Genomic DNA, 13,823 nt, shown 5'->3' on the forward strand with positions numbered 1-13,823 from the left:
CCGTAGAGCGGGGCTTGCCCCGCTGCTGCCGCCGTCCGGTTCCCCGGGCAATCGGGCGGGGGTAGCCGGGCAATCCCGGCTCCGCGGGGCGTTGCGCGGCTTTGCTTGAAGCTGTCATGCGGGCTGGGTACAGTGCCGTTTGTCGCAAGTTGGCGACATACGTCACAGAACAGCACGCTTAGGTTCGGAAGAGAGCCTTCCAGCCGCACGTGGTACTGCACTTGGGGGGTGCGGATGTTGGACAGGGGGGAAGGTGCGATTCTGTCGTTGATCGGTGAACCGGTACTGGTAGCGCTGGGCGTCTTCGCCACCGCACTGGTCGCCTGGGCGATGATCTGGCTGCTGCAGCCGCTGGCCCACCGTTTCGGCCTGCTCGACCATCCGAAAGGACGCAAGGACCATGCGGCGCCGACGCCGGTCACCGGCGGGCTGGGCATCGCACTGTCGCTGCTGCTGCTGTTCGCGCTGGTGCCGCTGCCGATGACCTTGGGCAAGCTGGCCTACCTGCTGGGCGCCGGCCTGCTGCTGCTGGTCGGGCTGCTGGACGACCACCACGACCTGCGCTGGTGGTGGCGGATCTTGGCCCAGGTGGTCGCAGCGCTGCTGATGGTCTACCTGGGCGGGGTGCGGATCGAGCAGCTGGGCCCGGCGTTCGGGTTGCCCGACCTTTCGCTGGGGGTGCTGTCGGTGCCGTTCACCGTGTTCGCCACGGTCGGCCTGATCAACGCCATCAACATGATCGACGGCGCCGACGGCATCGCCGGCTCGCTGGTGGCCGCGGCCCTGGCGATGCTGGCCGCGGCGGCCTGGTACGCGGGCAACGATGGCGTGGCCTTCGTCGCCGCGGCCATCTTCGGCGCGACCCTGGGCTTCCTGCTGCACAACTTCCCGCTGCCGTGGCGGTCGCGGGCACGGGTGTTCCTGGGCAACGCCGGCAGCGCGTTTCTGGGCTACTCGATCGCCTGGATCGTGTTCCGCCTGACCCAGAACGACGGCCACCCGGTCAATCCGGTGCTGGCGCTGTGGCTGATCCCGATCCCGGTGATCGACTGCCTGGTGCTGATCGTGCGCCGCATCCGCCAACGCCGCTCGCCGTTCTCGGCCGACCGCGACCACATCCACCACCTGATGCGCGATGCCGGCTTCAGCACCCTGCAGGTGGCGTTGACCCTCACCGCCTTCAGCCTGCTGACCGGGCTGGCCGTCGGGCAGGCCATGCGCCTGGACGTGCCCAACCCGCTGCTGCTGGGGCTGTTCCTGCTGGCCTGCACGGCCTGGTGCGTACTCACGCTGAAGCGCGAACGCGCGTGCGCGTTTTTTGCTGCGATGCATCGCGGGCTGGCGGTTGTGCGCGAGCGTGCGGGGGCCAAGGCCGGCGCGGAGGCGATCATGGAGCCGGCCGTGGATTGCGGCGAGCCGGGGCTGGAGAGCAAGGGCGGCTGAGCGCAGGCGGCGGCCGCAGGCGCGCCGACCCGGCGCTCCGGTCGGGCAGCAGGCCGTCGCCAGGGTTCGGGACGAACGATTTCCGCTACAATGCCCGGCCGCGCGCCCGTAGCTCAGCCGGATAGAGTAGTGGCTTCCGAAGCCATTGGTCGGGGGTTCGAATCCCTCCGGGCGCGCCATGTACAGACCCCTCGCCAGCGGCGGGGGGTTTGTCGTTTCAGGGGCGGCCCCGCGCCCCCGCACGGGTGCACTCCGCCCCGCTGTCGGTGGCGCCCGTCCGTGGCCGAGGATGATGCGTTCGCCCTGAAGGGCCTTGCGGGCCCTTAACCGAAATTAGTTGCATTGCAGGTAATCAGTGTATATTCGAAAAACAGCTATTCTGTGTTTATCTGCATAGCGGGTACTCGTCATGCCTGGTCCTGCCCACCCCCTGATCGATCCACGGCAACTCGGGACGATCCTGCGGTCCGCGCGCAAGGCGCAACGGCTCACCCAGACGCAGCTGGCCGAGCGCGTTGGCATGAGCCAATCCCGGATCTCCTACCTGGAGAAACACGCTGCCGAGATCAACGTCGGGCAGTTGCTGCGGGTATGCGCGGTGCTCGGCCTGGAACTGACGATCGGGACGCGCGGCAAAGCGAAGGCTGCCGCCGCCCCGGGCGAGGACTGGTGACATGGGGCGACCCTCGCACAGCCGCAGCCTGACCCTCTGGGCCAATGGCGTCCATGTCGGTCGGTGGACCATTCCCACCCGCGGGGACATGGAGCTGCGATACGACGAAGCATGGGTCGACGACGCGCGCGGACGCCCGCTCTCGCTCTCCCTGCCATTCAACCTGCACGGCCAGGCCATCAAGGGCCAGGCTGTCGCCAACTACTTCGACAACCTGCTGCCGGACAGCGATGCGATCCGGCGGCGCATCGCCGAGCGCTTCGCCACCGGCTCGGTGGATCCATTCGACCTGCTCCAGGCCGTCGGACGGGATTGCGTGGGCGCCCTCCAGATCCTTCCCGACGGCGACTGGCCCCAGGGTCTGGACCGGGTTGAAGGCGTGCCGCTGTCCGAAGAGGACGTCGAACGCCACCTGATCGGGGCGGTAACCTCGAGGGGATTCGCCGGGCATCAGGATCCGGACGACGACTTCCGGATGTCGCTGGCCGGCGCGCAGGAAAAAACCGCCCTCCTGCGCTGGAACGGCGCCTGGCATGTGCCCCGTGGTGCCACGCCCACCACGCATATCTTCAAACTGCCACTGGGCCTGGTCGGCAACAAGAACGCCGACATGACCACATCGGTGGACAACGAATGGCTGTGCCTGCGGCTGCTGAAGGCTTACGGCCTGCCTGCCGCCAACGCGGAGATCGCCACCTTCGGCCAGCAGCGCGTACTGGTCGTGGAGCGTTTCGACCGGCGGCCGTCATCGGATGGATCCTGGCTGCTGCGCCTGATGCAGGAAGACTTCTGCCAGGTGGCAGGGCTCTCGCCGCTGCTCAAGTACGAGAGCGATGGCGGGCCGGGTTTGAAGGACCTGTTCGCCACCCTGGCCGGATCCGAGCGTCCCGAGGACGACATGCGCACGCTGATGGCCTCGCAGATCCTGTTCTGGCTCCTGCGTGCTCCCGATGGCCATGCCAAGAATTTCAGCATCGAACTGCTGGCACGTGGCCGGTATCGGCTGACCCCGATGTATGACGTCATGTCGAGCTATCCCGTGCTTGGGGATGGACCTGCCCAGTGGTCCCCGTTCTCGGTCAAGCTGTCCATGGCGCTGCTGGGCAAGAACAGGCACTACAGGATGCACAACATCCAGCGGCGGCATTTCAACAGCACTGCCCGGATCGTCAACTACGGGGCCGATGCCGAGTCCCTGATCGGGGAAATCCTCGCCCGCACGCCTGCCGCGATCGCCCAGGTGGCTGCCGAACTTCCAGCCGGGTTCTCCGACCATGTGGCCAACACCCTCCTGGGAGGGCTGGAGAAATCCGCAGCAGCACTGGCAGCCATGTCGCCATGATCCGTGCGTCGAATTCCTCCGGCGCACCATTGTTCCCCGCGACTCCTATAGAAGAGCCTGGACCTCACTCGTAGTCGGTGCGTGGGCGCCGGCGTGGGTGCAGGCGGCGGCCGCGGCGGCGGCGGCGAAGCGGACATGTTCCACCAGCGACGCCGCCGGGCGCTGCAGCAGGCTGGCGAGATAGCCGCCGACGAACGCGTCGCCGGCGCCGACGGTGTCGGCCACCGCCACTTCGAATGCGGGCTGCTCGATCCGTTCGTCGCCGCGGTACGCGGTCATGCCATCGCCGCCGCGCGTGTACAGCAGGGTCGCGGCCGGGGCCAGCGCGCGCACGCGTGCGAGGGCGTCCTCGGTGGCCAGCGCCGGATAGACGTGGCACAGGTCCTCGTCGGACAGCTTCAGCACCGTCGCCAGTGCGGCCATGCGCTCGAACAGCGGCGGGTAGGTGGCGTCCATCAGGTTGCGGCAGTTCGGGTCGAAGCTGACCGGGACGCCGGCGGCGTGCAGGGCTTCAGCGATCGCGACCAGGCGCGCGCCCAGCGGCTGCCGCACCAGGCTGATGCCGCCGAAGTGGGCCAGTTCGCAGGCGCGTTCCCAGCCTTCGGGCAGGCGCGAGGGATCGAAGGCCAGGTCGGCGCTGTCGTTGCCGAGGAAGAAGTACCGCGGTGGGTCCAGCTGGTGGACCACCGCGACCAGCGGCGCTTTCGCCACTACCTGCCAGAAGCGCGGGTCCAGGCCGGCGGCGCGTGAGAGGTCGATGATCTCGCGGCCGAACAGGTCGTCGCTGACCGCACCGCCCCATCCGGTAGGCACGCCGAGCGTCGCCGCCACCCGCGCCACGTTCCAGCAGGCGCCGCCGGCGATGCTGCGCCAACTGTCCTCGCCGCTGCGGACCAGGTCGGTCAGCGCTTCGCCGAACACGACCAGGCGTGGCAGTGCGTCCGCTGCGCCGGTCACGACCGTCGCGTCCGGCTCAGGCTTCCCCGGCGGCGGGCGCGGCGGCCACCGGCGGCGCCAACACGCGCGACCGCACCAGCAACCCGTAGCAGGCGATCCACGCGTAGCACACCGCCGGCACCAGCAGCGCCAGCGCCAGGCCGATGCGGTCGGCGGCCAGGCCGGTCAGCAGCGGCACGATCGCGCCTCCGACGATGGCAAGGCAGAGGATGCCCGAGCCGCCCGGGGTGTCTTCGCCCAGTCCGTCGATGGACAGGGTGAAGATGGTCGGGAACATCACCGAGTTGAACAGGCCGATCGACAGGATCGCCACCGCCGCCGGCACGCCTTCCAGGGTGGTCGCCGCCAGCAGGGCCAGGCCACCGGCGCACAGCGCGCACACCGCCAGCACCACGCCCGGCGGCACGAAGCGCAGCACCCACGCGCCGATGAAGCGGCCGACCATGGCCAGGCCCCAGTACACCGCGATCAGGTTGCCGGCCGCATGTTCGGAGCCGACCGCACCGGCCATGATCAGGTAGTTCACCAGCGCGCTGCCGATCGCCACTTCGGCGCCCACGTACAGGAAGATCGACAGCGCGCCCAGGCTCAGCCGGGGGATGCGCAGCAGGCGCAGGTAGTCGCCGTGGCCGACCGCGCGCACCGCCGGCACCGGCGCGCGGCGCAGCCACCAGCACAGCGCGGCCAGCACCAGCAGCACGCCGGCGATGATCATGTACGGCAAGCGCACGTGGCTGGCCTGCTCGACCCGGAACGCGGCCAGCGCCACTTCATCCATGCCCGGAGTCGGCTCGGCCACGCCCGCAGCGAGGATCAGCGCCGAGCCGAACAGCGGGCCGATCATGGTGCCGAACGAGTTGAACGCCTGCGCCAGGGTCAGCCGGCTGTGCGCGCGTGCCGGATCGCCCAGCCCCGCGGCCAGCGGGTTGGCCGCCACCTGGACGATGGTGATGCCGCCGGCCAGCACGAACAGCGCGGCCAGGAACGCCGGGTAGAAGCCCATCGACGCGGCCGGCGAAAACATCAGGCAGCCGCCGGCCATGATCACCAGGCCAATCACTATGCCGCGCATGTAGCCGATCCGGCTGACCAGCAGCCCGGCCGGGATCGAGACGATGAAGTACGCCAGGAAGAAGCAGAACTGGGTCAGCATCGCCTCGGCGTAGTTCAGTGAGAACGTGGCCTTGAGCTTGGGGATGAGCACGTCGACCAGCACCGTGCAGAAGCCCCAGGCGAAGAACAGGGTGATGACCAGCGGCAACAGGCGCGAGCCCGCGGGGCCGGTGGTGGTCGCGCCGGTCGCCGACGCGCCGGCAGCGATGGTGCCGAAGGCGGATTCCTGGGGTCCCGAAACTTGCATCTTGCCGCTCCTCAGTGGCGGCGATACGGTCGCCGCGTCCGTTCCGATGATGCCCACGCAGGGCGCGGCAGGCCGCAGGTAACGTTATCCATTGTCGCCCCCCGCTTCATCCCGCATCGCAGCACGGCCGCCGGCCTCGTCGCCCGAAATCTTCGTTGCTTTTCTGTAGGAGCCCGCATGAGGGCGACCCGACGCCGCTGGAAGGGGCGGCGGTCAACGCGACGCATCCGGATCGCCGCGTTCACCGCCGTGTGTTCCGACGACCGGGGGTCGCCCTCATGCGGGCTCCTACAAAAAGAGCCACGCAGTCAGCTCGCCAGCGCGTAATGCAACGCGATGCCGGCGAACATCGCCGCGCCGATCCAGTTGTTGTGCAGGAAGGCCCGGAAGCACGGCCCACGCTCACGCCGGCGTGCGAGCCAGAACTCGTACCCCACCAGCACCGCGGCCGCGCCCAGCGCTATCCAGTAATACAGCCCCAGCTGCGCTTGCCGCCCGACCAGCGCCAGCCCCAGCAGCACCAGCGCATACAGGATCCCCTGCACCACCAGGTCCAGGTCGCCGAACAGGATCGCGGTGGATTTCGAACCGGCGCGGATGTCGTCCTCGCGGTCGACCATCGCGTACCAGGTGTCGTAGGCGGTGGCCCAGAGGATGTTGGTGCAGTAGAGCAGCCAGGCCAGCGGCGGCACCGTGCCCTGGACCGCGGCGAAGGCCATCGGGATGCCCCAGCCGAAGGCCATGCCCAGGTACACCTGCGGCAGATAGGTGTGGCGCTTGAGGTAGGGATAGGTCGCGGCCAGGAACAGGCCGGCGAAGCTCAGCCACACGGTCAGCCGGTTCAGGGTCAGCACCAGCGCGAACGCCACCAGCATCAGCACCGCGAACACCGCCAGCGCCTCGCGCCCGGATACCGCGCCCGTGGCCAGCGGCCGCGCCTTCGTGCGCTCGACCTGTGGGTCGAGCCAGCGGTCGGCGTAGTCGTTGATCACGCAACCGGCCGAGCGGGTCAGCCACACCCCGGCGGTGAACACAAACAGCATCCACAGCGGCGGCACGCCCCCGGCGGCCAGCCAAAGCGCCCACCAGGTCGGCCACAACAGCAGCAGCACCCCGATCGGACGGTCGCCACGGCACAGCTTCCAGTACTGCCCCAGGCGCTCGCGCCAGCGCGGCAGCGGCGCCCGGTACGGGGATTCGAAACGTTCGTAAGCCATGGTGCGAAGGTTAAGCCATCGTCGCCCGCGCCGCCCCGCCCCGCCCCGGCGATAGTGGCTGGTACTCTTGGGGGCTGATCGCCATCGAGGCTTTGCCTGATCCCCGTCATCCTTTCCGGCGGGTCCGGCACCCGCCTCTGGCCGCTCTCGCGCGAGGCCTACCCCAAGCAGTTCCTGCCGCTGGCCGGCAGCGACACCATGCTCCAGGCCACCTGGAACCGGGTCGCGCCGCTGGCCACGGGCGCGCCGCTGGTGGTGGCCAACGAGGACCACCGCTTCATGGTCGCCGAGCAACTGCGCGAAGCCGGCTGCACGCCGGCGGCGATCCTGCTCGAACCGGTGGGCCGCAACACCGCCCCGGCGATCGCCGTGGCCGCGCTGCAGGCCACCGCCGGCGGCGAGGATCCGCTGCTGCTGGTGCTGCCTTCGGACCACGTGGTCGCCGATGCGATCGCGTTCCGTGCCGCGGTCGCCACCGCCGCCCCGGCCGCGACGGCGGGCAGGCTGGTCACCTTCGGCATCGTGCCCACCGGCCCGGAGACCGGCTACGGCTACATCAAGGCCGCGGCCGGGCAGGGCGCGGCGGCCGTCCTCGCGGTCGAGCGTTTCGTCGAAAAGCCCGACGCGGCCACGGCCGAGGGCTACGTCGCCTCGGGCGAATACTTCTGGAACAGCGGCATGTTCCTGTTCAAGGCTTCGCGCTACCTGGCCGAGCTGGAACGGCACGCGCCGGCGATGCTGGCCGCGTGCCGCGCCGCGTTCGAGGGCGCGAAGCGCGATGCGGACTTCGTGCGCCTGGACAAGGATGCCTTCGCCGCCTGCCCGTCCGATTCGATCGACTACGCGGTGATGGAAAAGACCGCCGACGCGGCGGTGCTGCCGATCGCCGTGGGCTGGAACGACGTAGGCAGCTGGTCGGCGCTGTGGGAAGTGGCCGAGCAGGACGGCGACGGCAACGCCCACCACGGCGACGTGATCGCGCTGGACTGCCGCGACACCCTGGCCTGGGGCGACGGCCGCCTGGTGGCGATGATCGGGCTGCGCGACGTGGTGGTGGTGGACACCGACGACTCGCTGCTGGTGGCGCACAAGGACCGCGTGCAGGAGGTCAAGGCGGTGGTGGCCCGGCTCAAGGCCGAGGGGCGCCCGGAGCCGACCCTGCACCGGAAGGTCTACCGGCCGTGGGGCGCGTACGACTCGATCGACATGGGCGAGCGCTTCCAGGTCAAGCGGATCACGGTCAATCCCGGAGCGGCGCTGAGCCTGCAGATGCACCACCATCGCGCCGAGCACTGGATCGTGGTCAGCGGCACCGCCGAGGTGACCCGCGGCGAGGAAGTGCTGTTGCTGTCGGAGAACCAGAGCACCTACATTCCGCTGGGCGTGACCCACCGCCTGCGCAACCCGGGCAAGGTGCCGCTGGAGCTGATCGAGGTGCAGTCCGGCAGCTACCTGGGCGAGGACGACATCGTCCGCTTCGAGGATGTGTACGGGCGAGGGTGAACCCGATCCGGGATCCCCGCACACGACCCGCCTGCCCCTGTAGGAGCCCACTTCAGGGGGCGACCTGGTGCACCTGTGAGGGCGCCGCGCTCAACGCGACGGCTGCGGATGGGCCGCGTTGAACATCGCTGCGCCGGACTCCTTCGGGTCGCCCCCTGAAGTGGGCTCCTACAAGTGGGGGGCGGGGGTCATAATCGGGGCCTGTTCTGTGCTTGGGGTTTTCCATGAGCGTGTCCGTCCAGATCGATGACCGCGTCCGCGTCGCCAACGATGCTCCGTTCGTGCTGTTCGGCGGGCTCAACGTGCTGGAGGACCTGGACTCGACCCTGTCCGCCGCGGCGAAGTACGTGGAGGTGACCGGCAGGCTGGGCATCCCGTTCGTATTCAAGGCCTCCTACGACAAGGCCAACCGTTCCTCGATCCGCTCCTACCGCGGGGTGGGGATGGAGGAGGGGCTGCGCATCTTCCAGGAGGTGAAGGCGCGCTTCGGGGTGCCGGTGATCACCGATGTGCACGAGCCGGCCCAGGCCGCGCCGGTGGCCGAGGTGGTGGACGTGCTGCAGATCCCGGCGTTCCTGGCCCGGCAGACCGACCTGGTCCATGCGATCGCATCCACCGGGCGGGCGGTGAACATCAAGAAGCCGCAGTTCCTCAGCCCCACCCAGATGAAGAACATCGCCGAGAAGATCCGCGAGGCGGGCAACGAGCGGATCATCCTGTGCGAGCGCGGGGCGCAGTTCGGCTACGACAACCTGGTGGTGGACATGCTCGGCTTTCGCGAGATGGTCGAGGCCACCGGCGGGCTGCCGGCGATCTTCGACGTGACCCACAGCCTGCAGCGGCGCGAAGCCGGCGCGGCGGCCTCGGGCGGGCGGCGGCGGCAGGTGGCGGAACTGGCGCGGGCCGGCATGGCGGTGGGACTGGCCGGGCTGTTCCTGGAGGCGCACCCGGATCCGGACAACGCCCGCTGCGACGGGCCCAGCGCGCTGCCGCTGGCGGTGCTGGAGCCGTTCCTGGCCCAGGTCAAGGCGATCGACGAGCTGGTGAAGGGGTTTGAGCCGCTGTCGATCCGCTGACGCCCCTTTGCAGGGGCCCGTCTTGCGCGCGACCCGAGATCGCCGGAATCGCGACGGGCGATAACGGACTCATGGGCCAGGTGCCGGCCTATTCGACAGCGCCAACCGCGGACGCCGCCGGCGGTATTGGTACTCGCCTGGAATGCCCGGGGCTGCGCATTGGGAATCGACTGTCAGCGCAGGGTCGCGGCGAGATAGTCGTGATCGCCCGGCACGACATGGACACGGGTGGTCAACACCGGATCGTCGAAGGCGTGCACCGCGTCCAGGGTCACGGGCAGGGTGGTGCCGGGCTGGTAGTACCATCGGCTGTGCACCATCGCGATCATATGCCTGTTGGCCGACGACAGGTTGGGCATGCCGCGATGCCACAGGCGCGGGTCGCGCAACAGCACGTCGCCTTGCCTGCTGCGGATCCGGACAGGCGCCACGACGTCGGCCCGCGCGCATTGCGCCTGTGCGTCGATGCGCGTGGACCCGGGGATGCGGTGCGTGCCGGGCCACAGTTCGATGGCACCGTTGCCTTCATCCACGTCGACCAGCGGCACGTTGACGATGACCGACACGAACGGATGGACCACGTCGTTGCCGACATTCGGTGCATCGCGGTGCAGGACCTGGAAGCCGCTTCCTGGCATGTTGGTGTTGCACGTATAGAAGTGCTGGTGGACGCCGGCGCCGAGCATCGCGTGCGTGACCTGCACTACCTGCGGGTTGGCCACGATCGAGCGGTGGATGTGCCGTGCCTGCGGCGGCATCGCCTGGGGCAAATGGCCATAGGCGTTCGCTTCCGCCGCCCAGTCCACGCGCTCAGCCAATACCGCCGTGTCCTGCTCGAGCTGGAGCCGCAGCGCATCCAGCGCCGCCGGATCCACGACCCCGGGCAGCACCACATAGCCCAACTGCGCCAGCTGCTGCATGGCCTGGGCAATCCACCCCGGCTCCAGCGGCGGCGGACCCTCATATCCAAGGCGTGGCGCAATGCGCATGGCCGCCTCAGACGAAGCGCTGCGGCTGGCGCTCGAACCACAGTCCCGCCGGCCGCACCACCGCACCCTGCGGCGACCATCGTCCGGGCACCCGCGTGGCGCAGGCCGCGCATTGCCCTGCCGCGTCCAGCGCGTAGCCAGTGACCTGGTAGCCCATGCGCTCGACCACCGCCGTCCCGCACCCCGGGCAACGGGTGTTCTCGAAGTCACCGACCCGGCCCGGCTGCACGCCCGCATAGGTATATCGCAACCCCTCAGCGCGACCGATCGACGCCGCGCGTACGACGTCGGCCGCGCCGGCGTCCGAGCCGCCACGCATGCGGTAATCGCGGTGGAAGTTCCACAGGGTCCATGGAATGTCGGGCGACACCGACGCGATCGCGCGTGCGGCACCGCGCAACTCGTCCTCGCTGTCGTTCCAACCCGGGACGACCAGCGTGACCAATTCCAGCCAGAAACCGCGCTCGGCGACCATGCGCAGGGTGTCCAGCACCGGCTGCAGGTGCGCTCCGAGCGAACGGTAGCGTTGCGGCGACAGCGTCTTCAGGTCGATCTTGACCAGGTCGACGTGCGGACGCAGGAAATCCAGGACCTCCGGCGTGGCGTAGCCGCTGGAGACGATGCCGGTGGTCATGCCGGCGGCCTTGGCACGGGCGAATAGCTCCACCGCCCACTCGGCCGTGATCAGGGGCTCGTTGAGCGAACTCAGCAGCACGCGGATACCGCGCCCGTGCGCCGTGGCGACGATTTCCTCGGCCGACACCGCGGTCGGCCGTTCCGGCGCTTCGACGTCGCGCAGCACCTGCGACAGGTGCCAATTCTGGCAATAGCTGCAGCGCAGGTTGCAGCCCAGCATGCCCAGGGTCAGTACGTCCTCGCCGGCATGCGCATGCATGAAGGGCGCCTGCTCGATCGGATTGATCTGCAGGCTGCCGGCGTAGCCCCACGGTACGTGCAGCAGGCCGTCGCGGTTGAAGCGGACCTTGCAGGCGCCGCGTCGCCCCGGGGGTATCACGCAGCGATGGGCGCAGGCGATGCATTGCACCCGCCCATCGTCGCGCATGCGCGCCAGCGTGCTGTCCGGGCGTGTCGCCGCGTCGAGCTGGGTCGCGACCGCGGTGTCGTCCGCCTCGAGCCGCGTCGGAACCGGAACCACGCTCATGGCGCGCCATGTCCAAGCAGAACCCCGAGGACGAAATGTTCCTGCGTCCCGTCCGTCTCGATGGCCTGGTCGACCAGTGCGTCAAAAACGCCGGTGAACGGGCCGGCCGACAGTCCCTGCGCCTGCGCCACCAGCAGCAGGTTCTGGACGATGCAACCGGCTTCGGCCATCAGGATCCGGTACGACACGTCAGCATACTTTGGCGTGACCCTCGACAAGCGGATGGTCAGTGCAATGAATGCCGCCGCGCCAGCGGCGATCGGGCGGGTATCGGGCAGGCAGAGATCGGCCGGATCGATCGCACGGCCATGCACGCGTTGCAATGCGTGCCGGGCCGGGTCGTACCGGTAGGCGCCCGTCTCGAGGCCATCGACCCGATGCGCGATGACGCACACGTCCACGCCATACAACGCACCCGGCGACGGATAGGCACGCAGGCCCAGCCGCCTCTCGCCCCACGCCAGCTCGCCGGTGATGCCACAGGCGCGACCCAGCCATTGCCCCAGTTGCTCCAGCGACACGGGCCGTCCGGCATAGCGGGTCGGCGAGCGCCGATGGCGCAGGGCGGACGACAACGAGTCGTCCGGCAACGCGTCCGGCGCAGCCAGCGGCAGCCACGCGCCATCGGCGATCCGGCCGGGTGGATCGAAGGTCAGCGCCGCGAGCCGATCGGGGGTCAGCAGGGTCTGCGCGCCGGCACCGCGCATCGACCAGGCGTGCGCCTGCCGCGGACGCGCCCCTTCCGCCGGCGTCAGTGCCTCCCAGCCGATCAGGTCCTGGGTGACCACGCGCGCCAGTTCGCCCCAGCGCAGGCCCATGGCCTCCGGATCAATGCCCTGCGCCCAAGCATCCAGCCACGTGTCCAGGCATCGGGCGTCACCCTCGATTTCCACCGTACGCCGCGTCCGCGATACGACGACCCGGCCATGGTCGCGGCCCACCGCATCGGGCAGGACGTCGAACGCCAGGGTCAGGCGATCGTCGTGCAGGCGCGCGATGACACCGGGCGTGAGCACCCACTGGCCTGTGGGCGCAGGCGGCGCGGATCGCGCCGGCGCCGGACAATCGAAACGCGAATCGGCCACAACCATGCCCGATGGCAGGATCATGTCGACGGAAACCTGATCGGCGGCACGGCACACCGGACTGGCCGCCGCGAAGGTCATCAGCGCAACGGCCTCTTTTCAGTCAGCATCGGAGCCGCTTGGCCGGCGACGTAGGTGCCCAGTTCCGCGACGATGTTCGGAGCCAGCTGCGGCGTGATCAATGCCAGCAGCCCTTCGCCGGACGCCAGCCAGTCACGTTCGGCCTGGGCTCGCGCCGCGCGCTGCAGCGAAGAACCGATGATCAGGGCGATGACCTTGCGCTCGTCCGGTTCCAGGCCCGTGTAGAACGCTTCCAGCTTGCGAATGGCCGAGTGGCTGGCGTCGTGTTGCATGGCGATGCTCCTTGGGGACGGTCCGTGCTTGGGTTGCGTACCTCAAACCGAACGCATGAATGGGCAGCACCGGGCCACCGGCCCGACCAGCGGCATCCATCCCGTCGGCCCGGAACTCCCCGCCACTTCTTCATCCGGTGCCAACGCCGGCCGCGACAGGCTGGACGCCCCTTCCGACGGAGCCGTCCCATGTCCCGCACGATCCTCTGCAGCCTCGCCCTAGCCACCGGCCTGCTCGCCGGTTGCGCCGGGCCGCAGATCGCCGGGGTCCAGCCGATCGACGGGCTGATCTCCGGCCAGTGCCACACCGGCATGGCCCGCGGTGCGGTGGGCCTGGCCGCGTCCGATGCCACGGTCCAGCGCGCGCGGATCGACAGCGACAGTAACGAGGTGCAGGTCGTGCGCGGGGCCGACAAGCGCACGGGCGGGGCCAGCACGCCAGTGGAGGCCACTTCCGGCGGACCGCGCCTGACCATCGAAACCGGCCGCAACAACGCCATCACGGGGATGCATTGCGGCTGAGGGCGCGGTGCGTCCGTCAGCTGGCCGGCGTCGACCGCGCCAGACCGGGCGTCGCGCATCCGCCGGGTTCCGGGTACGCGACAGGCCGCCGCGGCGCGCCGATGGGCACGTTCGATGCGTCGCACCCGGACGAGGCGGACC

General features: G+C 69.5%; 13 protein-coding genes and 1 tRNA gene. 7 read left to right on the top strand and 7 right to left on the bottom strand.

The genetic code is table 11. The features are described 5' to 3' along the window. Positions 1-267 precede the first annotated feature (267 nt). The 4 genes from CSC64_RS04695 to CSC64_RS04710 all read left to right on the top strand — a co-directional run bounded on the left by CSC64_RS04695 (position 268) and on the right by CSC64_RS04710 (position 3,458). Positions 268-1,443: an MraY family glycosyltransferase gene (locus CSC64_RS04695; protein WP_162434170.1), complete on the top strand. Its 1,176-nt coding sequence runs from the start codon at positions 268-270 to the stop codon at positions 1,441-1,443. Positions 1,444-1,545: 102 nt separating this feature from the next. Continuing rightward, positions 1,546-1,622 (top strand) — tRNA-Arg (locus CSC64_RS04700). 230 nt (positions 1,623-1,852) lie between these two features. Next, positions 1,853-2,116: a helix-turn-helix domain-containing protein gene (locus CSC64_RS04705; protein ID WP_162434171.1), complete on the top strand. Its 264-nt coding sequence runs from the start codon at positions 1,853-1,855 to the stop codon at positions 2,114-2,116. Position 2,117: 1 nt separating this feature from the next. Then, complete coding sequence (locus CSC64_RS04710; protein ID WP_162434172.1) at positions 2,118-3,458, top strand: type II toxin-antitoxin system HipA family toxin; 1,341 nt, start codon at positions 2,118-2,120, stop codon at positions 3,456-3,458. A 45-nt stretch (positions 3,459-3,503) separates the two neighbouring features. Here the strand turns inward: CSC64_RS04710 and CSC64_RS04715 are convergent, their stop codons facing one another. The 3 genes from CSC64_RS04715 to ubiA all read right to left on the bottom strand — a co-directional run bounded on the left by CSC64_RS04715 (position 3,504) and on the right by ubiA (position 6,992). Next, complete coding sequence (locus tag CSC64_RS04715; RefSeq protein ID WP_238389760.1) at positions 3,504-4,415, bottom strand: carbohydrate kinase family protein; 912 nt, start codon at positions 4,413-4,415, stop codon at positions 3,504-3,506. 16 nt (positions 4,416-4,431) lie between these two features. Further along, positions 4,432-5,775, bottom strand: a complete 1,344-nt coding sequence (locus tag CSC64_RS04720; RefSeq protein ID WP_162434173.1) for a sugar MFS transporter — start codon at positions 5,773-5,775, stop codon at positions 4,432-4,434. Between the two features lie 308 nt (positions 5,776-6,083). After that, the gene (gene ubiA, locus CSC64_RS04725; protein WP_162434174.1) at positions 6,084-6,992 is read right to left on the bottom strand and encodes a 4-hydroxybenzoate octaprenyltransferase; all 909 of its coding nucleotides are present in this window, start codon (positions 6,990-6,992) and stop codon (positions 6,084-6,086) included. Positions 6,993-7,088: 96 nt separating this feature from the next. Here ubiA and CSC64_RS04730 point away from each other — a divergent pair, with 96 nt between their 5' ends. Both CSC64_RS04730 and kdsA read left to right on the top strand, forming a co-directional pair. After that, positions 7,089-8,495 carry a mannose-1-phosphate guanylyltransferase/mannose-6-phosphate isomerase gene (locus CSC64_RS04730; protein WP_162434225.1) on the top strand — a complete coding sequence of 469 codons (1,407 nt, stop codon included), beginning with the start codon at positions 7,089-7,091 and terminating at the stop codon, positions 8,493-8,495. 224 nt (positions 8,496-8,719) lie between these two features. Then, entirely contained in the window at positions 8,720-9,571 is an 852-nt protein-coding gene (gene kdsA, locus CSC64_RS04735; RefSeq protein ID WP_162434175.1) for a 3-deoxy-8-phosphooctulonate synthase, read from the top strand. 173 nt (positions 9,572-9,744) lie between these two features. On the opposite strand, the gene CSC64_RS04740 is transcribed toward kdsA, so the two are convergent. The 4 genes from CSC64_RS04740 to CSC64_RS04755 all read right to left on the bottom strand — a co-directional run bounded on the left by CSC64_RS04740 (position 9,745) and on the right by CSC64_RS04755 (position 13,160). Beyond that, the gene (locus CSC64_RS04740; protein ID WP_162434176.1) at positions 9,745-10,491 is read right to left on the bottom strand and encodes a phytanoyl-CoA dioxygenase family protein; all 747 of its coding nucleotides are present in this window, start codon (positions 10,489-10,491) and stop codon (positions 9,745-9,747) included. A gap of 76 nt (positions 10,492-10,567) precedes the next feature. Beyond that, on the bottom strand, positions 10,568-11,722 hold the full coding sequence (gene amrS, locus CSC64_RS04745) for an AmmeMemoRadiSam system radical SAM enzyme (protein ID WP_162434177.1): 1,155 nt from the start codon (positions 11,720-11,722) through the stop codon (positions 10,568-10,570). Next, positions 11,719-12,888: a SagB/ThcOx family dehydrogenase gene (locus tag CSC64_RS04750; RefSeq protein WP_162434178.1), complete on the bottom strand. Its 1,170-nt coding sequence runs from the start codon at positions 12,886-12,888 to the stop codon at positions 11,719-11,721. Before CSC64_RS04750 ends, amrS begins: the two co-directional genes overlap by 4 nt. Next, complete coding sequence (locus CSC64_RS04755; RefSeq protein WP_162434179.1) at positions 12,888-13,160, bottom strand: hypothetical protein; 273 nt, start codon at positions 13,158-13,160, stop codon at positions 12,888-12,890. The genes CSC64_RS04750 and CSC64_RS04755 overlap by 1 nt, the downstream gene beginning before the upstream one ends. A gap of 189 nt (positions 13,161-13,349) precedes the next feature. Between CSC64_RS04755 and CSC64_RS04760 the strand changes: the two genes are divergently transcribed. After that, positions 13,350-13,682, top strand: a complete 333-nt coding sequence (locus CSC64_RS04760) for a hypothetical protein (protein WP_162434180.1) — start codon at positions 13,350-13,352, stop codon at positions 13,680-13,682. Positions 13,683-13,823: the final 141 nt, after the last annotated feature.

Origin of the sequence: Pseudoxanthomonas koreensis, assembly GCF_010093225.1 — a bacterium.
Classification (GTDB): domain Bacteria; phylum Pseudomonadota; class Gammaproteobacteria; order Xanthomonadales; family Xanthomonadaceae; genus Pseudoxanthomonas; species Pseudoxanthomonas koreensis.